Genomic DNA, 20696 nt, shown 5'->3' with positions numbered 1-20696 from the left:
ATCGCCGCGCAGATTTGCACGTCCGGCGCGAAAATGACAGCCCGTCAGAAGCCGCGAAGGCCGTCAGCGTTTCGTTGACTGCCTCCGGCCTGCGAGCCGGGGACGTTCAGGAGGTTGTGACGGGGCGCCGCGCCGAGGCCCCGCCGCAAGTCTGGCGCAGGCGCATTTCAATCTACTCCGACAATTCGGGCCTGGAGAAAGAAAACGGCCGGTTAAAACGCTACTCGAAAACGCCCGAACCGACAGGACCGCTTGCGCGCGGAAGAGTAACCCGCGCGATCAGGCCGTGCGGCTCGGCGTCCAGCAGTTCGACTGACCCGCCATGGCGTTCGACGAGCGAGCGAACGATTGACAGACCCAGCCCGAAGCCACTGTGATTGTCGATCGTGCGCCCGGGTTGGCCACGCACGAAAGGCTCAAACGCCGCCGCTTTTTGCTCGGGAGGCATTCCCGGGCCATTGTCTATTACGTCGACGTGAAGGTTTTTCGGCGTCGCCTCGGAAATCGCGATTTCAATCCGGCTGGCGTGATGGGTGGCGTTTTCGACCAGATTGGAAAAAATCCGCTGCAGATCCGTCATCGATCCCATCACCATTTGTCTGCCGCCGCCGTGATAGACAACTTCGTGGCCGATGTCGCAAAACTGGTCTGTGACTGTCTGGAGAACGCTGTCGAGATCGATCAGCGAATAGTCCGACCGGTCGCTTTCAGCCCGCAAATATTGCAGGTTCTTGCGCAGCATCGCATCCATCAGATTGATGTCGCGAAGCATTTTTTCTCGAAGCTCGCCAGGCGCGACGAACTCCATGCGCAGGTTTAGCCGTGTGATGATCGTCTTCAGATCGTGACTGACGGCGGCGAGCGCTCGCGTTCTTGCGGCGATCATCGAACGAATTCGTTCCTGCATTCGATTGATCGATCGCGTGAGCTCCCGAACTTCATGCGCGCCGCGTTCGGGAAGCGGCGCCAGCCCTCCCGCCTCGCCTGGAAACTGCTCCGCATGCCTGGCCAGATTGACCAGCGGCGCGATGATCGCATTGGAGGCCCAAAGCACGAGAACTGTCGTGCATATGAAGAAAAGAATGGCGGAGAGCGCCCAGGGCGTCAGCAGGAAGGGCGTGCCGGGTTCGGGCTGCCAGAGCCATCGCCATACGGAGCGCGGCGGCTTGCGATGCTGGAAGATCGAAATGAGCGCATAGCCTCCCTTGCGCAGAGCCACCGCCATGACGCCCGGCGCGTCGTCGCCGGGTGCGGCCGCGGCGAAGATGTCGGCGTCGGGCCAGAGATCCGAGCGAACGCGGCGAATCTCGCTGATGAATTCCCGATCCTCCAATTCGACGGCTTTGGGGCGTTCGCTGCGAAGGTGGATACTGGCGAAGGGAACGGCGTGCGAGAATCCCGACAGCAGATTGCCCCGATCCGAAACAGGCGCGGCGTCCAGCGCGAGAACGATGCTCGCGACAAAATCGGTCTGGTCGACAATGTGCCGTCGTCCCTCGACGTCGAGCAAATGGAATGTAACGAGCACAATCGTCTGGAAGCACACGATCGCGATCAATATCAGCAGCGTGATCTGACTGGCGAGACGATCCACGAACAGCAGGCGCATGAGGCCTCTCACCCTCGCGTGACCGGCGCCGAAAACAGGTAGCCTTCGGACCTCACGGTCAGGATGATCGAGGGATTTCTCGGGTCCTTCTCCAGCTTCTGTCTCAGGCGGCTGACAAGCACGTCGATGCTTCTTTCGAACGGTCCCGAAGTCGGCCCATGAGTCATGCTGATGAGCTGATCCCGCGTCAGCACCCGATTGGGATTTTCGCACAAGGCGTGAAGAAGATCGAATTCGGCTCCGGTCATTGCGACCTTGGTGTCTTCGGGCGAAACGACTTCGCGCGAAAGCAGGTCCATCCGCCAGCCAAGAAACTGGTATCCCTGGCGGGGCGATCGATCGTCGATCCGGCCTCGCGCCTCGGTCCGCCGAAGCACCGCGCGCACACGCGCCAGCAGCTCGCGAGAATTGAACGGCTTTACGATGTAGTCGTCAGCCCCCATTTCGAGACCGAGAATCTTTTCCACATCCTCGCCATTCGCGGTGAGGATTATTATCGGAATTTCATGCGTCGTCCGAACCCGTCGGCAAATGGAAAGACCGTCCTCCCCGGGCAGGTTCAGGTCCAATATCAGAATATCGAAGCTTTCCTTCGAAAATCTGGCGTCCATGGCCGCGCCGTCCGCCACGAGCGTTACGTCCATCCCGTTGTTTTCAAGGTAGCGAGACACAAGCTCGCCGATCTCGGCGTCGTCTTCCACGAGCAGAACCGAAATGCGATCGTTCATATGTTGATCAGCCTCCCAATGCTCGCGTCGACTCGAAATTTTCAGGCCCGACCTGATACCGGCCCTATAGCGCTCCTGCGTCCTATTGTCCGGCGAATATGGCGCGCCGCCACTTTTGGGACATGAGCCAGAAACATTTTTTTGCAGCGCGAAAAACTGTGGAAACGGCCAGCTGCAAAAGTCGATCTGTTGCTGCTCCCAACCGGGAAAAACAAAATGAGGCCGCACCCTGGCTTTGTTCGTGGCCGAGGACGCCATTTCGCGGACGCTTGCTTGCGGGAGTTCCGATCCCGTCCGGAAAAGCCTGCAAGGCAGCTCAAAAAACAGCAGCTTATTGTGGCAAAATACATTGGCGCGCACGAAAAATTCAACGGCTTTGTTGAAAGCGGCGCCAGCGTCGTCGCGGACGAGCGCCGGAAATGCGGGAATGCCCCTGCGGACGGGCGCCGCCGCGCGCCAGCCCCCTCCTCCTCCTTCTTTGCGGAGCCATCGGCAGCATGAACTATGCAAGACCTTCCAGCCATTCGCCGGAGGCGCCCCTGACCGGGATCCCCGGCCTTCTCCAGAACTGGCGCGTCGATGTCCTGTCGGGCTTTCTGGTTTTTCTCATCGCCCTTCCCTTGTGTCTCGGCATCGCTATGGCGTCCGGCTTTCCGCCCCAGGCGGGAATTATCACCGCGATCGTCGGCGGCGTCCTCGTGTCTCGTATCAACGGCTCCTATGTGACGATCATGGGGCCGGCCGCGGGTCTTATCGTCGTCATTCTGGATTCGGTTCAGGAACTCGGCGCCGGCGACGCGATGGCCGGATATCGCTACACGCTGGCGGCTGTTTTCTTTGCAGGAATTATTCAGATTCTCATGGGCGTGATGAAGGCCGGAAAGATGAGCGCCTTCTTTCCGTCCTCGGCCGTGCATGGGATGCTCGCCGCCATCGGCATCATCATCATGGCTAAACAAATTCACGTCATGATCGGCGTTAAGCCCGAGGCGCAGACGCTTTTTCAGACAATCGGGGCTATTCCGGCGAGCTTCAGGGACATGAATCCCGAAGTCGCGGTCATCGGTTTCCTCGGGATCGGGATTCTCGCCGTCTGGACCTTCGTAAGCAACCGCCGTCTCAAAATGATCCCGGCGCCGCTGGTCGTCGTCGTCGTCGGCATGGCGCTCGCCCAATATTTCGACCTCAATGACGAACACATCTATCTGTTCCTGCCGAATGCGGAGTTTATGCCGCATCACGAATACACGATCGGCCCGAAGTTCCTTGTTTCGCTTCCGCAGAATTTCCTGGCCGGATTCGCCTTCCCGGATTTCGCCCGGGTCGGCGAGCGGCTGTTCTGGCAGCAGGTGTTCGCGATCGCGCTGGTGGGAAGCCTCGAAAGCCTTCTGAGCGCCGCCGCCGTCGACAAGCTGGACCCTTACAAGCGCGCCTCCGATCTAAATCGCGACATCGCCGCCGTCGGGGTCGGCAATACGATCTGCGGCCTGATCGGCGGTCTGCCGATGATCGCGGAAATCGTGCGCAGCTCCGCAAATATAAACAACGGGGCTCGCACGGGATGGGCCAATTTCTTCCACGGCCTGTTCCTGCTCGTCTTCGTCGCCCTGTTTCCCAATGTGATCCATGAGATCCCGCTTGCTTCGCTCGCGGCGCTTCTCGTCTTCACCGGCTATCGGCTCGCTTCGCCCCATGAGTTCAGGAAGACGCTGGAGATCGGCTGGGACCAGCTCGGCGTCTTTCTGATCACCATAATCGGCGTGCTCGCCACCGACCTTCTCATCGGGGTCGCCATCGGCGTCGTTGCCGAATTTCTCTTCCATTTCTGGCGCAGCATCAACTGGCGCGACGTCCTCGGAGTCAGTCGCAGCGTCGAGGAGAGGGCGCCGGGCGTGTTTCATGTCGAGGTGAAGGGAGCGGCTTTCTTCGCCAACTATCTCGCGCTCAAAAGCGATCTTTCGAGAATCCCGCAAGGTAAATGCGTCGTCTTCGATCTTTCACAAGCGTCCTCGATCGACCACACCGTGATGGAGAACCTTCATCACTACTGCGAGGACTACAGGGGCAAGGGCGGTCTTGCCGAGATACGCGGGCTCGATCAACTGGTCGCCACGTCCAACCATCCCCTGGCTCCGCGCAAGCGGAGCGCCTGAGACCACGCTGCGACTTCACGGAAGGGGAGACGAATGCCGCTTGACATTGCCTTGCTGTGCATCGCCGCATTATTCGGCGTGAGCGCGTTTTCGATCTTCTCGAGAGATCGCGACCGCATCAGCGAACGCGTCTACATCGCCTGCGGCGGCGTCTGCGCAATGATTTTCATCGCGGTCGTCGTGACGAGAGGCGCGAATTCGCTATCGACGACCTTGCCGCTCGGACTGCCGTGGGTCGGGATGCATTTTCGTCTGGATGCGCTCAGCGCCTTCTTCCTGGCGGTCATAAATATCGGCGGCGCCGCCGCGAGCGCCTATGCGATCGGATACGGCGCGCATGAAAAAAGCCCGATGCGCGTGCTTCCGTTTTTTCCGGCTTTCATCGCCGGCATGAATCTCGTCGTGCTGGCGGACGACGCGTTCACATTTCTTGTCTCCTGGGAATTCATGTCGATCGTTTCCTGGGCGCTCGTGCTCGCGCATCATCACGACGTCGAAAACCGGAAGGCGGCGTATATTTACCTTGTAATGGCGAGCTTCGGCACGCTTTCCCTGCTGATGGCTTTCGGTCTTCTGGGTGGGGTGGGCGGCGCCTATGACTTCTCCACCATCCGCGAAGCGACCAGAGAGGGCTGGAAAGCCGGTCTGGTCCTCGCTCTGGTTACTTTGGGCGCCGGATCGAAGGCGGGGCTCGTTCCGCTTCACATCTGGCTGCCGCTCGCGCATCCCGCAGCCCCAAGCCATGTTTCGGCGCTGATGAGCGGAGTTATGACCAAGGTGGCGATATACGGCTTCATCCGGGTCGTGTTCGATCTCCTTGGGCAGCCGCCGTTCTGGTGGGCCATTCATCCGCTGGTTTTCGGCGCGGTCAGCGCTCTCGTGGGTGTTCTCTTCGCCACGATGCAGAGCGACCTCAAGAAGCTTCTCGCCTACAGCACGATCGAGAACATTGGCATCATCTTCATCGCGCTGGGGCTCGCGCTCGCGTTCAAGTCCAATGGCCAGGCGACGCCCGCTGCGCTCGCCTTTACGGCGGCGCTGTTCCACGTGTTCAACCACATGCTCTTCAAATGCATCCTTTTCTTCGGCGCGGGGGCGGTGCTCGGCGCGACGGGCGAGAGAAACATAGAGCGGTTGGGCGGCCTAATTCACAGAATGCCGAAAACCGCCTTCATCGTCCTCGGCGGATGCGCGGCGATCTCGGCGCTGCCCCCGCTCAACGGATTCGTGTCCGAGTGGCTTATCTTCCAGGCGATCTTGCTGAGTCCGTCGCTGCCGCAATGGATATTGAAACTCACGACGCCCGCGGCGGGAGTGGCGCTGGCGTTGAGCGCCGCGCTGGGTGCGGGATGCTATGTGCGCGCCTATGGCGTCACATTTTTGGGGCGCCCCCGTTCTCCGGCCGCCGAAGGCGCGACGGAAGCGGACCAATGGTCGCTGCGCGCCATGGCTACGCTGCTCGGTCCCTGCCTGCTGGCGGGCGTGCTGCCCAGTCTCATGATCGACACGATTTCGCCTGCTGCGGCGGAGTATGTCGGCGGCCGCATGCCCGCGCAGGGCCAGATCCCCTGGCTGTCGATTGCGCCCATCGCCGAGAGTCGCAGCTCCTATAACGGACTTCTCGTTTTCGCCTTCATGCTGTTTTCGACATTGGGTTCGATGAAGCTCATTCACAGCTTCTGGCGGCGGGAGACGCGGCGCGCGCCGGCATGGGACTGCGGCTATGTCGATGCAAACCCCGCGACGCAATATACTGCGAGCAGCTTCGCGCAGCCGGTCCGCCGGGCGCTTGGCGCAATTGCGTTCTCTGCGCGAGAACGGCTCGATTTCCCTCTGCCGGGAGAGACGCGCGCCGCAAGATTTGGCGTCGAGATCGACGATCGGTTCATGGACTACATTTATGGTCCCCTCTCACGCGCGGTCTGGTTCTGCGCGGGCAAACTGAACATCCTCAATTTCCTGACGATCCAGGAATATCTCGCGCTTGTCTTCGTCGCACTTGTCTTCCTTCTCACCCTCGCCGCGCTATGACATTTCTTTTCGATCTCGTCGCTCAAGCCGTTCAAATGACCCTCGTGCTAGCGCTGTCGCCGTTGCTGATCGGCTTCACGCGCAAGGTGAAGGCGCGCCTGCTGCGCCGGCGGGGGCCGCCGCTACTGCAGCCTTATTACGACCTTGTCCGCCTGCTGCGAAAGGAGGCCGTACTCGCGGAGAACGCTTCCTGGCTTTATCAGTCGGCGCCTTACATCATTTTCGCCATGACATGGATCGCCGCTTCCCTCGTGCCGACTTTCGCTACGGGATTGATGTTCAGCTGGACGGCGGACCTGCTGGCGCTCACGGCCCTGCTTGGCGGCGCTCGATTTTTCCTTGCGCTTGCGGGCATGGACGTCGGGACGAGTTTCGGCGGCATAGGGTCCAGCCGAGAGACGATGTTTGGCTCCTTCGCCGAGCCCGCGACGATCATGATCGTTTTCGTCGTGTCGCTCATCGCAGGGTCTACCCAGCTTTCCGAAGTCGCGGCCTATATGGCGTCACACCTTGAGCTGCGCGTTTCATTTGGATTTGCGCTGATCGGCCTGATCATTGTCGCAATAGCGGAGAACGGCCGAATCCCCGTCGATAATCCGGCGACGCATCTCGAGCTGACAATGGTGCATGAGGCGATGATCCTGGAGTATTCGGGACGTCATCTCGCCATCATCGAACTCGCTACGGCGCTCAAGCTGTTGCTTTACATGTCGCTCATCGCCTGCGTCTTTTTTCCCTTCGGCCTCGCGCCGCACGATGCGGGCGTCAGGGCGATGGCGAATGGCGCGGCGTTTTATCTGGCAAAGCTTGCGATTGGAGGCTTTCTCCTTGCCTTCTTTGAAGTCTCGACCGCAAAGATGCGCGTTTTCAGGGTCCCGGATTTTCTCGGCGCCGCATTGATGCTGGGGCTCCTTGGAACCCTGCTCGTCTTTGTCACCCGGAGTCTTTGATGACGCATCTTTCGCTTGATATCGCGCAACTCCTCGCCGGTGGGCTGGTGCTCGTCAGCTTCATGCTGCTTTATCAGGATCGGCTGTCCGGCCTCATCAATATTTTCGCGCTTCACGCCTTCCTGCTGACACTCTCTGTCGCATGGCAGGCCTATGTCCAGCAGGCTCCCCATCTCTATCTGACGGCTGGAATCGCCCTGATCTTCAAGGCTCTGATCATTCCCTTGAGCCTCCACAAGATCGTGAAACGGCTGCGCATTCATCGTACTGTCGAGGTTGTCGGCGGCATAGGTCCGACGATGCTCGTCGGAATCTTTCTCGTCGCCCTGTCGCTCGTCGTCATGCTGCGGTCAACCACCGAGGCCGAACCGATCGCAAGAGAGGATCTCGCCTTTGCCCTATCGATCGTACTGCTGGGTCTCCTGATGATGGTGACGCGCCGAAACGCCGTCAGCCAGATCATCGGCTTCATGTCGCTCGAAAACGGGCTCATCCTCGCCGCCGCCGGCGCGAATGGCATGCCGCTCGTGGTAGAAATCAGCGTCGCGCTGTCCGTCCTGATCGCGTTCATCGTGATCGGAATCTTTCTTTTCAGAATTCGCGAGCGCTTCGACACGGTTGATCTGTTCGAGCTCGATCGCGTGCGGGGAGAGCGTCGATGATTTCCGAAATTCTGATGGTGTCCAACGCCCTCATAGCGATACCGGCGGCGGCCGCCATAATACTTCTCATTTACCGGACGGATTACCAAAGGTCGGCGCAGATCAATCTGGCCGCGTCCGGCGTGACGCTTTTCTATGCGATCATTCTCCTCTTCAAGGGCAAGGAGACAGGGAGCTTCCTGTCCGTCGACGACCTCAACATCGTTTTCGTCGTGCTCTCCACCTTCGTCGGCTTCACGACAAGCGCTTTCAGCGCCAGTTATATCGCGCATGAGATCGAGATCGGTCGCCTTACGTCGACAAATCTTCGCTTCTACCATGCAATGTTTCAGTCCCTGATGTGCGCGATGAATCTCGCTTTGCTCGCGAGCAATATCGGTCTCATGTGGGTCGCGGTGGAAGTTGCGACGCTGACGACAGTCCTGATGGTCGGAATTTACCGGACGCGCGACGCACTGGAGGCCGCCTGGAAATATTTCATTCTTGGCAGCGTCGGCATTGCGCTGGCGCTGTTTGGCACGATCCTCGTTTACATGGCCGCCGAACCGGTGCTGGGCGAAGGGTATAACGCCATGGTCTGGTCGTCCCTCATGCAACAGGCTCCCCAATTCAGTCCCAGACTACTGAATGTCGCCTTCATCTTCCTGATGCTGGGCTATGGCACGAAGGTCGGCCTTGCGCCAATGCATGCCTGGCTCCCTGACGCTCATGCGGAAGGTCCGACGCCGATTTCGGCGGTCCTGTCCGGGTTGCTGCTCAACGTCGCGCTTTATGCGGTGCTACGTTTCAAGATGCTGCTGACGGCGAATGCGGCGGCGATCACGCCGGGGCCGATGCTGATGGTCCTTGGCCTCATATCTCTCATTTTCGCGGCCGTCATGCTCTACCGGCGCGACGACATAAAGCGACTCTTCGCATATTCCTCGATCGAGCACATGGGCATCATCGCTTTCGCCTTCGGCGTCGGCGGTCCACTGGCGAATTTCGCCGGGCTCCTTCACATGACGCTGCACAGCCTGACGAAATCGGCGATTTTTTTTACCGTCGGCCACATTGCTCAGGTAAAGGGCACGCAGAAGATCGCGGAGATAAGAGGCTTGACGGAAAGCCATCCAGTGCTGGGCTGGGGCCTCGTTCTCGGCGTGCTCGCAATATGTGGCATGCCGCCGCTCGGCCTGTTCATGAGTGAATTTCTGCTCGTGAGCTCGACCTTCGCGCAGCAGCCCTGGCTGGCGCTTCCGCTCGTCGTCGGTCTCCTTCTCGCTTTCGGCGCCCTGCTGATGCGATTGACGAGCATGGCTTTCGGCGAACCGTCGCGCAGCATCGGGAAAGTGGAGGCGTCCGTCGTCCCGCTCTTCGCCCATCTCATTCTGGTGCTGATCGCGGGACTTTATCTCCCCTCCTACCTAGTCGCCTGGTTTCAAAACGTGGCGCGATTGTTGGGATAAGCAAGAGAGGGACAGGAGATGCTGATCTCGCGCAAGGACAAGCCGATCCCGGCGTCGTCGGCTCCGCAGGCGGGGCCATGGATGCGTGAAAACGTGGACGAAACAGGATGGTCGCGCGCGATCGAGCAGATCGCAACGGGGGGCAGAGACATGCTGAGCCTCTGGAGCGATGGGGCGAACGTCTTCCTTGCCACCTTTGAAAAGGAGACGAAGGAGTTCCGCATCATTTCCTATAAATGTGAGGATTCCCGCTTCCCGTCAGTCGGGCGATTGCATCCCCCCGCGCTCCGGCTGGAGCGGGCGATTCACGACCTTTACGGACTGGAGCCCCGAAAAACGCCGGATCGCCGGAGGTGGCTTGACCATGGGCGCTGGGGCTTTCGTTATCCGGGAGGAACGCGGGAAACGATCGACTCGACGCGCGATGAATATACCTTTCTGCCAGCAGAAGGCGAGCCTCTTCACCAGATACCGGTCGGCCCGGTTCACGCCGGAATCATCGAGCCGGGGCACTTTCGTTTTTCGGCGAATGGCGAGGTTGTTGTTCGACTCGAAGAGCGGCTGGGTTTCGTCCACAAGGGCGTTGATCAGCTCATGGCCGGCGCGTCGATCGACCGCGCGGCCAGGTTGGCTGCGCGTGTCTCGGGCGACAGCACTGTCGCCTATAGTCTCGCCTTCGCGCAGGCTGTCGAAGCGGCGCTTGGAATAGAACCGCCTCCACGGGCCATTTATTTGCGTGCGCTGATGGCGGAACTGGAGCGTCTCGCCAATCACATCGGCGACATCGGCGCGATCTGCAACGACGCCTCCTTCTCATTGATGCATGCTCATTGCGGCGTTGTTCGCGAGAAGGTTTTGAGGGCCTCGAAGACATGCTTCGGTCATCGCCTCATGATGGATCGAATTGCGCCCGGTGGAATCGTCACCGACCTCGCGGAGGACGGCGTAACGTCGCTTCGTGTCCTCATCGACTCCATTTCGTCGGCGCTGCCGCAGCTCATTACTGTCTACGGCGACACAACCTCCCTGCAGGATCGTACCGTGTCGACCGGCGTTCTGAGCAATAATCTCGCCGCGCAATACGCTTGCGGCGGGTTTGTCGGCCGGGCGTCCGGTCGCTCGTTCGACGCCCGAAAGGCGATCGGCTACGCGCCATATCCGGCGCTTTCTTTCGAAACAGGCGCCTCCACGGATGGCGATGTCGACGCGCGCGTATGGGTGCGTTTCGACGAAGTGAAAGCGTCGCTTCAGATCATCGAACAGATATTGGACCAACTCCCCTCGGGTCCGATTAATGTGAATGTCGGACCGTCGGATGATTCAATCTGCGAAGGCGCCGCGCTCGTCGAAGGCTTCCGCGGCGACATCCTTGCCTGGGTCAGGATATCGGGGGGCGTCGTCGAACGCTCTCATCTTCGCGATCCCTCATGGTTCCAGTGGCCGCTGCTTGAAGCGGCGATCAAGGGAAACATCGTCGCGGATTTTCCTTTGTGCAACAAATCCTTCAATTGCTCCTATTCGGGGCATGACCTTTAGGACCGATCTTCGCGATGAGACGACTTCTTTTTCAGGCTCTGATGCAAAGAGTCCTCACCGAGCCGCCGCCCGAATCTGATGAAAAAATGCTTGCGGAGCTTGGCGAAACGCTTTCGACGAGCGCGCGCCGGGCGCTGGGGCGCAGCCTTTCCGTCCGCCAGGTCGACGCAGGCTCGTGCAACGGATGCGAACTTGAAATCCATGCATTGAGCAACCCCTATTACGATTTGGAGCGATTCGGCCTGCGCTTCGTCGCCTCGCCTCGACACGCGGACGTGTTGATGGTGACGGGGCCGGTGACAAAGAATATGTGTGAGGCGCTTCAGCGGACTTATGATGCGACGCCTAACCCAAAATGGGTGGTCGCGGTCGGAGACTGCGCTTTCGATGGCGGCGTGTTCGCTGGAAGTTACGCTTGCGTCGGCGCAGTTACAAAGGTTGTTCCTGTGGACCTGCATGTCAGAGGCTGTCCGCCGGATCCGATTGCTCTGCTCAAGGGCCTGATCGCGCTGGTCGACGCCGCCGGAAAAGCGGCGAGGTAAGCCGGGGCCAAACTTCTTCTCTTTTCCATGACATGCAGCGCTGGAAAATCTGCCGATTTCCGGAAATGCGCGAGCAACATTCAATTGCTGAATGAAAAACTGCAGAAAACGTCGCCTGCGACACCTGATGTCAGGAGTTCAGCAGGGATGACATCATGCAGAAACAGGCAGGAAGAGAACTTCTCGCTGCAGTCGCAACCGGAAACGTCCTGTTCTCGGCGCTCACCGTTTTTCCGGCTTCCGCAGGGGATCTCTCTGCGGAAAACCGAATGCTGAAAGAACGCTTGCGCCTTCTGGAGGCGAAGGTCGACGCTCTCCTCAGCGCGCAGGGCGGCGCAAGGTCAAAACCCCTGAAGACACGCGCCGGCCGTAGTTCTCCCAACGTTCCGCGTGCGACAAATGTTGCGAATTCGGCGTCGCTTGCGTCCGGCGACTCGAAGCCCGCGCCGCCGCCTGTCTTCGTGAGCTTCCGCAACGGCCTTTTTGTCGAGACAGCGGATAAGGCATACAGCTTCAAGATCGGCGGCCGCATGCAATTCGACGGCGGCGTGGCCACACAACCGCTGAACGGCTGGTCGGGTCAGGCGGGCGTGCGACAGGTTCGCCTCGAAGTCGAAGGCAAGGCGGCGAATTACTGGTTCTACAAGCTCCAATATGATTTTGCCGGCGCGCAATATGGTGGGCCCTTCAACGCCCCCGTGCAGGGCGGCATTCGGGACTTCTGGATTGCCCTGCAACATCCGGCGCTCACATTGCCGTTCGCCAAAGAGCCCGCCTTCATTCACGTTGGCAGCTATTTCGAGCCCTTCAGCCTGGAGTTCACCGCATCCTCGCGCTTCCGCGACTTCATCGAACGCGCGATGGCGGTGGACGCGATCGCGCCGAATCGACATCTCGGCGCCGCTATCGGAGCCTATGGCGACAACTGGTCGGCCAAGGGCGGCATATTCACGACGAGTTTCGAGGACCTGAACATGAATCCGGCCTTTGGAACCCCGGCCGTGTTCGGCGTCCCGGCGAAAGCGGGATGGGTTTCCACGGGAGGCGGACAATATTTCGATCTTACGGGCCGCCTGACATATGCGCCGATCAAGACCGAGCATGATTTGCTGCATCTCGGCGTTTCCGGCCGCTATCACCAGCCCAATGACGCGACGGGCCTTTCGGACGATCGGGTGTTAAGGCTCGGCAATCGCGTGCGGTCGGAGAATTATATCCTGAATCAGGGGCTATTGGGAACGCCGGACCTCTCCTGCGGCTCCATCATTACGCCCGGCGGGACGACGGCCGCGGCCGCACATTGTGTAAATAATGTCGAATCCTTCGGAGTGGAGATGTCCGCCGCGCATGGACCGTTCTCGCTTCAGGCAGAGTATCTGGGCCAGCAAGTGAACCGCGATCCGACGAGGATCATGCTGGCGCGCTTGGGTGGCGCATTCGCGCCAGGCGGCGCGTCGCATTATTTCGTCGGCTTTTACGTCTATGGCCAGTGGTATCTGACCGGCGAGGAGCGCGCCGCAGCTTACAACGTCAGCGACAAGATTGGCGCGAATTTCACGCAAATCAAGATCAAACATCCTTTCAGCGAGGGTGGCTTCGGCGCCATCGGCGTCGCCGCGCGATACAGCGAGGTCAATCTCAACAGCGGGCCGTTTTCGGGCTCCGCGCTTTACAATATGCTCGCCTACACCACACTTGTGTCACCCAATCCCCTGGCGGCCAGCGCTGTGGCGAATGCCGGCGTCGTCGGCGGAAGGCAGCAGAATTTCACGCTGGGGCTGAACTGGTATCCGGAAAACGGCTTCCATTTCCAGTTCAACTGGACGCATGTCATGCAGACGTCCGCTCCGCTCAACGACTACGGTCTGTTCTCCGCCGGCGTTCCGGCTCGCCAGGGACCATATTTCAACGGCGCGCATCCGAACCTCTTCGAAGCTCGCGCGCAAATATACTGGTAATGCCTGGCGCGGGATCTGCCGAGTTTGTGGATCTCCGGTCTCCAGGCAGAGAGCGAATGACGATTCGCAATCGGCGGGCGCGCTCTCGAAAAGAAGTCAGCGGCGGCTGACTTTCGTGAGTGCGCCCCTGCTCCCGGCGTCGCCCCGTCATCGAGACACGAATCCGAATCAATTCGAGCAGACTCGGAGTAATCCAGAAGACGCTCGAAAATGAGCAAAGTCCCCGCCATGTTCGCGCTTCCGGCTTGATCGAGGCGAAGTTCTTCTTTCAGTTGCTGATGGCTTTGTTCTTGAGTCCACAGCGTTGTTTGCGCTCACCCTTCAGGAAGTCGACGCCCGAGTGAGGATAAGCCATTAAGATTTCATTAACCCTTTAATTCTTGCCAAGGAGTGAGAATCAGCTTTTAGTTTGAGACGGAAAATCGCCGTCTAACGCTCAGGAACCGTCTCCAATGGCAAGTATGCCAAGCGCCCAGCCTTCTCATGCCGCTGAGAGCGCGCTTGTGCGTCTCAGTCGACACGCGAAAGTCTTGTCGGGCCAATTGCAGTCTTTGAGCGAGACGCTGTTTCCTCCCTCGTCCAAAAAGAGCTTGCGGTCTTTCTCCTCCGGAGAGGTCGCCCGCTTTCTCGGCGTGTCGGACGGCTATCTGCGGCAATTGTCGCTCGACGGACTTGGCCCCGCCCCGTCCTTGACGGCGGGCGGACGTCGCTCATACACGCCGGCGCAGATTCGCGAGCTGCGTCAATATCTGGCCGGCGCACGGCCGAAGGAGGCGCTTTCGTTCCTGCCTGCGCGTCGTGAGGGCGACAAACTGCAGGTTATCGCCGTCGCCAACTTCAAGGGCGGCTCGGCCAAAACGACCACGGCGCTTTATCTCGCGCAGTTTCTCGCGCTTCAGGGGTTTCGGGTTCTGGCGATCGATCTCGATCCGCAGGCGTCGCTTTCGGCGATGTTCGGTTATCAGCCGGAATTCGACCTCGGCGAGGGCGAAACGCTTTACGGCGCGATCCGCTACGACGATGCGCGGCGCCCCATGCGCGAGGTCGTGCGGCCGACCTATTTCGACGGCGTCTCCCTGGTTCCCGGCAATCTGGAGCTGATGGAGTTCGAGCACCATACGCCGCGCGCGATGGCCGAGCGGTCGCTGCGCGGCGCGAATGTGTTTTTCCGGCGCGTCGGCGCCGCCGTCGCGGAGGTGGAGGAAGACTTCGACATCGTCGTGATCGATTGCCCGCCGCAGCTGGGCTATCTCACCATGGGCGCGCTCAACGCGGCGACCGCCATGCTGATCACGATCCATCCGCAAATGGTGGATGTCGCGTCGATGAATCAATTTCTGCTCATGACCTCCGACGTGATGTCGGTGATTGAAGAGGCGGGAGGGCAGCTCGATTACGACTTCATCCGCTATGTCGTGACCCGTCACGACCCCAATGACGTGCCGGAGACCCAGATCGTCGCTTTGCTTCGCAATCTGTTCGGCGAGGACGTCCTGCGCGCCACCGTCTGGAAGTCGACGGCCATCGCCAACGCGGGTCTGACCAAGCAGTCGCTCTACGAGCTGGACAAGGGTTCGGTGGGGCGAGCGGCTTATGAAAGAGCGCTCGAATCGGTCAACGGGGCCAACAACGAAATCCTCGGTCTCGTCAGGGGGGTATGGCGGCGATGAGCAAACGCACGGACACGTTGCGCTCCCTTTTTACGCGAGCCCCCACCCCGGTGTTGTCTGCTGACAACATGCGGGCCGAACCAAGGCGCGTCGCGGCGGGGCCGGTCCGCTCGATGCAGGAAACCTTTTCGGACGTCGAGCGCGAAAACGAATCCCTTCGCGCGCGGCTGGAGAACGCCGAGCAGGTGGTCGACGTCGACCCGGCGCTGATCGACCCCTCGCCATTCGCTGACCGGTTCGCCCAGGAGGACGACCCTTCCTTCGAGGCGCTAAAACAATCGATCGCCGAACGGGGGCAGGAGATACCGGTCCTTCTTCGCGAGCATGTAGCCGCGCCCGGCCGCTATCAGACGGCTTTCGGACACCGCCGAATTCGGGCGGCCCGACTGCTCGGACGCTCGGTAAAGGCGATTGTCCGGGCGCTCAGCGACGACGAGCTCGTCGTCGCACAGGGCGTCGAAAACGCCGCGCGCGAGGATCTGAGCTTCATCGAGCGCGCGGTTTTTGCTCTGAGACTCGAGGCCAGCGGCCGAAGCCGGACAATCATTCAACAGGCGCTCGCCATCGATCGAGCCGAGGCTTCGAAGCTCATTTCCGTCGCAAGGGCGGTGCCCGAGGAACTGGTTCGGGCCATTGGCAAGGCGCCGAAGATCGGCCGCGGCCGCTGGCAGGAACTCGCCGAAGCCCTTCAGGACAAGACCGCGATCAAGAGAGCCAGGGCGGCGACCGATGGCCCGGCCTTCGCCAGGGCGGAAGCGGACGAACGATTCCTGCGCGTGTTGAAAGCGGCGAAGCGCACAGATGAAAACGGGACCCCTGCCCCATCGGTGATTGCGATCAACGACGCCAGGGGTCAGGCTGTCGCCGAGATCAGAGCCACGACGCGCGACGTCAAGGTGAGGCTCGCAAAACCGGACGGCGCAGCATTCGCGCGGTTCCTGGCCGGCCGCCTGCCGGAATTGATCGAGGCGTTTCACGCTTCCGGGGACGTCGAAAACGTCCCGAAAGATCTTTGAAAACGAAGGAGCAACATCAGCAAAAGAAAAAGGCCCCCGAAACGTCGCCGCCCGGAAGCCTCTCTGTAGTTCGCACCTCTAGAGAATCACTTCCGCAAATTGCTGTCAATACTGGGCGCTGTTTTGGCGAGCGGATTTCTTTTGCCTGAAGAGGGCGAAGGATGATGCAGACACAGCCGACGACGCCCTTCGGGCGGCGGTCGCTGACGCTCGCCATGGTGGCGAGCCAGGCGGCGATGAAGGATTTTGCTGAGCGCCCCGGCGCGGCGCAGACGGTCGTGCACAAATGGCGGCTGTTCCGCGCGCTCACCGAGGCGAAGGGGCCGCTCGGCGTCACCGACCGCGCGCTTTCGGTTTTGCATGCGCTGCTGAGCTTCCATCAGGAGACGGCGCTGAGCCTGCCGGCCGCGGCGGGGGAGGAGCGCGCCGGCCTCGTCGTCTTCCCGTCGAACCGCGAATTGTCGATCCGCGCCCATGGCATGGCGCCGGCGACGCTGCGCCGCCATCTCGCCAGTCTCGTCGAGGCCGGGCTGATCATCCGCCGCGACTCCCCCAACGGCAAACGCTATGCGCGCAAGGGGCAGGGGGGAGAGATCGAAAACGCCTTCGGCTTCGATCTGACGCCGCTCGTCGCGCGCGCCGATGAGATCGAGAATCTCGCCGAGGAGGCGCGGGCCGAAAGCCGGGCGATGGCGCTCTTGCGGGAGAAGATCACGCTGGCGCGGCGCGACATCGTCAAGATGATCGAGACCGGCGTCGGGGAGGGGGTTCCCGGCGACTGGCGGGGCGCGCAGGACGGCTATCTGCGGCTCGCGGCCCGCTACGCCCGCAATCTCACCCGTCGTGATCTGGAGGCTCTGGCGGGCGATCTCGCGGGCTTTGCCGCGCAACTCCGCAAGCTGCTGGAAGACCACGTGAACGGCCGAAAAAAGAGCGCCAGTGAGTCCCATTCTGAGCGCCACATACAAAATCAAATCACCGACTCTCGCGATTCTGAACCAAGCCTTCGAGAAGGCGGGCCCGAACCGTCCGGACCGACCGGCCGGCGATCGCCGCCGCCGGTCGCGCCCGAACCGCCATCCGCCGGCGCGCTCAACCCCGGCGGCGGCGGCGCGGCGAAAACCTATCCGCTCGGCATGGTGCTCTCGGCCTGTCCGGACATCCTCGATTACGCCAGGGGCGGGGAAATCGCCAATTGGCGCGACCTCGCCGCGGCGGCGGCGGTCGCGCGCCCGGCGCTGGGCGTCTCTCCCGACGCCTGGTCGCAGGCGCTGGAGACGATGGGCGAACATGACGCCGCAATCGTCATCGCCGCCATCCTGCAACGCAGCGAAGAAATCAGAAGCGCCGGCGGCTATCTGCGCGCCCTCACCGCCAAAGCGCAGGCCGGCGAATTCTCCCTCGGCCCCCTGCTCATGGCCCTGCTGCGCGCAAAAACCCCCCGAAAGCAAAAGGCCGCAGGGTGAGCCGACCTGCCTGCCTTACTTTATCGCCCGTCGCGCGCCAGCAGCCCGAGCCTTTCGGCGCGATCGAGCAGGCTCTTCACCGAGGAGGGCGACCAGCGCGTTCCGCCGCGCGGGGTGCGCTCGAACATGGCTTCGAGCTGCGCGCCGATCTGGGCCAGCGTCAGTTGCGGATTGGCGCGCGCGACGCCGGCGACGAGGGTGAGCAGCCGCTCGCTGCTTTGCCTGCGGCGGGCGGGGCGGAGGAGGTCGGGATCGGCCAGCCCCTCGGCGACGAAGCGTTTGACGGCGCGCTTTAGGCGCTCGACGGTCCAGCACGGGGAGCCGCCACCCTGCGCTTTGGCGTTGAGGACGCGAACAACATCCTCCCAGCGATGTTCGGGACGCATCTGCCTGACCGTGGGGAGCCACGCGCCGGCGTCCTGATTGACCCGGTCGAAATAGCTCCGGCTGCGCGCGTCGGCGATGCGGCGGATGGCCTGCGGATCCCTGGCGCGCAATTTCGGATTGCCGCCGACGCGGCCGCGCTTTCTGGCGGCCTTCAGCCCATCCCTGGTTCTTTCCTGGATCAGCGCGCGTTCCAGCTCCGCGACGGCGCCGAGCACCTGAAGCGCGAAACGCCCCTGCGGCGTCGTGGTGTCGATCGGGTCGGCGAGCGACCTGAAATGCGCGCCCCGCGCGTCGAGCTCGGCGATCACCCGGAGAAGATGGGAGAGGGAGCGGGCGAGCCGGTCGAGCCGCGCCACCACCAGCACGTCGCCCTTGCCGACGCGCGCCAGCGCCTTCGCCAGCTCGGGCCGCGACGCCTTCGCGCCCGACATGTGCTCGCGGAAAATGACCGCGCAGCCGGCGGCGGCCAGCGCGTCCGCCTGCGCGTCCGTCGCCTGATCCTCGGTCGAGACGCGCGCATAGCCGATGAGGGTCATCCGCCTGCGCCGTCAGCGCGTCGCCGCGCGGTCCTGCGGGACCGTTTCATGCGAAGCGGCCCGCGCGTATCCCGATCAGATACAACAGCAGCGCAACCCAGGCGAGGCCGGCGAGAACGGCCCCCGCCACGATGAGCGCCTGTTTGATCCTGTCGTCTGATGGCATGCTGAACCTCGGCGGCCGCTCTGAATTCGAGCGCCTGCTAAATTGCCCGCGCCGGGGCGGGTTATGCAAGCGTCTCGGGAACGGTCTTCTCGCTTCTTCACCCGGCGGCGGATTCCGGGAGCTGATTCAGGGGCCTGAGGGCGGTTCATGATCGCCGGGCCGGGCGAGGGCCGCGCAAAAAGTTCCGCACCGGCCGGGACCGGACGAAAATCATAAGAAACTGTTTACATTTTATCAGTTCACTACCTTGGGCTGAGTAATATAAGTTGGGATTATCACGATGATTTCATCGCTTTTGGACCGGCTCGAGGCGCTGGATTACCACCCCTGGAGACATGGCGAAGTCATTGGCTGTCTTCGCAATCCCGACGGTTTCGAGGCGGCGGCGGCAATCCGGGATCTCGAGGCGAAGCTCCGCGAGCTCGAGGAGGAGATCGAAGCGCTCGACCATATTCTTGAGGCGCGCGGCGATCCCGATCCGGTTTGCGACTGAACGAGGGCGGGCGCGCATCTGGTCCATGTCTTCGGCGTTGGGCTGGAAATAATCGAAGCGTGAACGTGACTATAAAAGCGCATCTGCGCCTGTTTTTTCTGTAAGTTTACATATGGCCTCACTTACGAATTGCGTGTTGAAAAGCATTCAGCATGGAAAATTCAATATTTTCCATCGACGTAACCTATGATTCATGTTTACGTGGCTGGACTGACAGCACAGCTTCGGAGCTTTGCCCTATGGACTCATCCCTTCTGGATCGACTGCAGAAACTCGAATTCTGCATGTGGGAAAATGGTGAACGAATAGCCTCGATCCGCAATCCCGACGGTTTCGAGGCGGCGGCGGTCATTCGCGCGCTCGAGGCCCGGATACGCGATCTCGAGGAGGAGATCGCGACACTCGATCTGTTGATGGAGCAGGCTCGCGATCCGCTCCCCATCCCCGCCTGAGGAAAACCCCCGGCCGGCCGCGCCGCCGGCGAAAGGCCGCCGGGGCCGTTCTGCGCGCCGGGCGGACGCCCTCAGAAGGTCAGGGCGCCGAGAGAGACCTCCGTGGCGAGGGCGGCGAGGACGAAGCCGAGCCCCATGGCCCATGCTACTGCGGCGCCCGGTCCCCGCTTCTCGGGTTCGATCGTAAATCTGCGGCCTTTCATGGCTTTCTCCTTTCATTGCGGCGCGCGTCACGCAGCCCTGTCGCCGTTCGCCGGGCGGGCGCGATAGTGGCGCGCCGTCACCCGCTTCTCGATATCCGCAGGCGTTGCGGAAGATTTCACCGTGACCATTCCGGGCGGCAAACGATCCCGCCGGGTCTTGCGGGAAGCCCGTTTCCCTCTGTTTCGTCGGCCTCAGAAGCCGTCCCACTCGATCATTTCGCGTCTCCGTCGCTCCGTGTTTCGATGAGAGGAAGGTAACGGCGCGGCTTCCCGAAAAATGTGCGGGGGCGCACGTGGATGACGGAAAACTCTTTGTTTACATATGTTTACAGTCAGGGGAGCGGCGGCGCGCCGGCGCTGTCCACGGATTTGAGGGGCGGCGCGACGAAATCCGGCGACATCCGCGACCTCAAGGGCGTCGTCGAGCGGGAGGGCGCGGCGATGGGGATTTTCCTCACCCTCAACAGGCCCACGCGCGAGATGGAGAAGGAGGCGGTCTCCGCCGGCTTCTACGAGACCGGCAATCACAAATTCCCACGCCTGCAAATCCTCACGGCGGAAGAGGTGATCGAGGGCAGGCGCCCGCAGGTTCCCTTCAGCTTCACCGAGAGCCTGAAGAAAGCAAGCCGCGAGAGCGGGGAAAAGCAGGGGACGCTGCTCTGAGAGGGCCGCGCTCAAGCGCGTTCAGGA

Annotated in this window: 18 protein-coding genes; 14 read left to right on the top strand and 4 right to left on the bottom strand. The window is 61.4% G+C overall.

Annotated features, from left to right (window positions below):
• Positions 1–220: 220 nt before the first annotated feature.
• Complete coding sequence (locus tag MET49242_RS00330; protein WP_036279247.1) at positions 221–1609, bottom strand: ATP-binding protein; 1389 nt, start codon at positions 1607–1609, stop codon at positions 221–223.
• A gap of 8 nt (positions 1610–1617) precedes the next feature.
• Positions 1618–2337, bottom strand: a complete 720-nt coding sequence (locus MET49242_RS00325) for a response regulator (protein WP_036279244.1) — start codon at positions 2335–2337, stop codon at positions 1618–1620.
• Positions 2338–2834: 497 nt separating this feature from the next.
• Between MET49242_RS00325 and MET49242_RS00315 the strand changes: the two genes are divergently transcribed.
• From MET49242_RS00315 to repC, 11 genes are all read left to right on the top strand, one after another.
• Positions 2835–4490 carry a SulP family inorganic anion transporter gene (locus MET49242_RS00315; RefSeq protein WP_036279238.1) on the top strand — a complete coding sequence of 552 codons (1656 nt, stop codon included), beginning with the start codon at positions 2835–2837 and terminating at the stop codon, positions 4488–4490.
• A 33-nt stretch (positions 4491–4523) separates the two neighbouring features.
• Positions 4524–6521 (top strand): hydrogenase 4 subunit B, encoded by a 1998-nt coding sequence (gene hyfB, locus MET49242_RS00310; protein ID WP_036279234.1) that lies wholly within the window; start codon positions 4524–4526, stop codon positions 6519–6521.
• A complete protein-coding gene (locus MET49242_RS00305) occupies positions 6518–7471 on the top strand; it encodes a respiratory chain complex I subunit 1 family protein (protein ID WP_036279231.1) in 954 nt (317 codons plus the stop codon). Before hyfB ends, MET49242_RS00305 begins: the two co-directional genes overlap by 4 nt.
• On the top strand, positions 7471–8133 hold the full coding sequence (locus MET49242_RS00300) for a hydrogenase-4 component E (protein ID WP_036279228.1): 663 nt from the start codon (positions 7471–7473) through the stop codon (positions 8131–8133). The genes MET49242_RS00305 and MET49242_RS00300 overlap by 1 nt, the downstream gene beginning before the upstream one ends.
• The gene (locus tag MET49242_RS00295) at positions 8130–9581 is read left to right on the top strand and encodes a hydrogenase 4 subunit F (RefSeq protein WP_036279224.1); all 1452 of its coding nucleotides are present in this window, start codon (positions 8130–8132) and stop codon (positions 9579–9581) included. The genes MET49242_RS00300 and MET49242_RS00295 overlap by 4 nt, the downstream gene beginning before the upstream one ends.
• 18 nt (positions 9582–9599) lie before the next feature.
• Positions 9600–11117 (top strand): NADH-quinone oxidoreductase subunit C, encoded by a 1518-nt coding sequence (locus tag MET49242_RS00290; RefSeq protein ID WP_036279221.1) that lies wholly within the window; start codon positions 9600–9602, stop codon positions 11115–11117.
• A gap of 14 nt (positions 11118–11131) precedes the next feature.
• Complete coding sequence (locus tag MET49242_RS00285; protein ID WP_036279218.1) at positions 11132–11659, top strand: NADH-quinone oxidoreductase subunit B family protein; 528 nt, start codon at positions 11132–11134, stop codon at positions 11657–11659.
• A gap of 269 nt (positions 11660–11928) precedes the next feature.
• Positions 11929–13617: an OprO/OprP family phosphate-selective porin gene (locus tag MET49242_RS00280; protein WP_244430602.1), complete on the top strand. Its 1689-nt coding sequence runs from the start codon at positions 11929–11931 to the stop codon at positions 13615–13617.
• A gap of 461 nt (positions 13618–14078) precedes the next feature.
• Complete coding sequence (repA, locus tag MET49242_RS00275) at positions 14079–15287, top strand: plasmid partitioning protein RepA (RefSeq protein WP_036279215.1); 1209 nt, start codon at positions 14079–14081, stop codon at positions 15285–15287.
• Positions 15284–16303 (top strand): plasmid partitioning protein RepB, encoded by a 1020-nt coding sequence (gene repB / locus MET49242_RS00270; RefSeq protein WP_036279312.1) that lies wholly within the window; start codon positions 15284–15286, stop codon positions 16301–16303. The genes repA and repB overlap by 4 nt, the downstream gene beginning before the upstream one ends.
• Before the next feature lie 161 nt (positions 16304–16464).
• A complete protein-coding gene (gene repC / locus MET49242_RS00265) occupies positions 16465–17769 on the top strand; it encodes a plasmid replication protein RepC (protein WP_036279212.1) in 1305 nt (434 codons plus the stop codon).
• 20 nt (positions 17770–17789) lie between these two features.
• Here repC and MET49242_RS00260 read toward each other — a convergent pair whose 3' ends face one another.
• On the bottom strand, positions 17790–18692 hold the full coding sequence (locus MET49242_RS00260; RefSeq protein WP_036279209.1) for a recombinase family protein: 903 nt from the start codon (positions 18690–18692) through the stop codon (positions 17790–17792).
• Positions 18693–19138: 446 nt separating this feature from the next.
• On the opposite strand from MET49242_RS00260, the gene MET49242_RS00255 reads away from it, so the two are divergent.
• Together MET49242_RS00255 and MET49242_RS00250 are read left to right on the top strand one after the other, a co-directional pair.
• The gene (locus MET49242_RS00255) at positions 19139–19351 is read left to right on the top strand and encodes a hypothetical protein (RefSeq protein WP_036279206.1); all 213 of its coding nucleotides are present in this window, start codon (positions 19139–19141) and stop codon (positions 19349–19351) included.
• 239 nt (positions 19352–19590) lie between these two features.
• Positions 19591–19803 carry a hypothetical protein gene (locus MET49242_RS00250; protein WP_036279203.1) on the top strand — a complete coding sequence of 71 codons (213 nt, stop codon included), beginning with the start codon at positions 19591–19593 and terminating at the stop codon, positions 19801–19803.
• A gap of 71 nt (positions 19804–19874) precedes the next feature.
• On the opposite strand, the gene MET49242_RS26300 is transcribed toward MET49242_RS00250, so the two are convergent.
• Entirely contained in the window at positions 19875–20006 is a 132-nt protein-coding gene (locus MET49242_RS26300; protein WP_256378544.1) for a hypothetical protein, read from the bottom strand.
• Positions 20007–20303: 297 nt separating this feature from the next.
• Between MET49242_RS26300 and MET49242_RS00245 the strand changes: the two genes are divergently transcribed.
• Entirely contained in the window at positions 20304–20669 is a 366-nt protein-coding gene (locus MET49242_RS00245) for a hypothetical protein (RefSeq protein WP_036279200.1), read from the top strand.
• Positions 20670–20696: the final 27 nt, after the last annotated feature.

This window comes from Methylocystis sp. ATCC 49242 (genome assembly GCF_000188155.2).
Lineage (GTDB): Bacteria > Pseudomonadota > Alphaproteobacteria > Rhizobiales > Beijerinckiaceae > Methylocystis.
The sequence above is the reverse complement of the archived record's forward strand: the minus strand, read 5'-3'. Positions and strand labels throughout refer to the sequence as shown.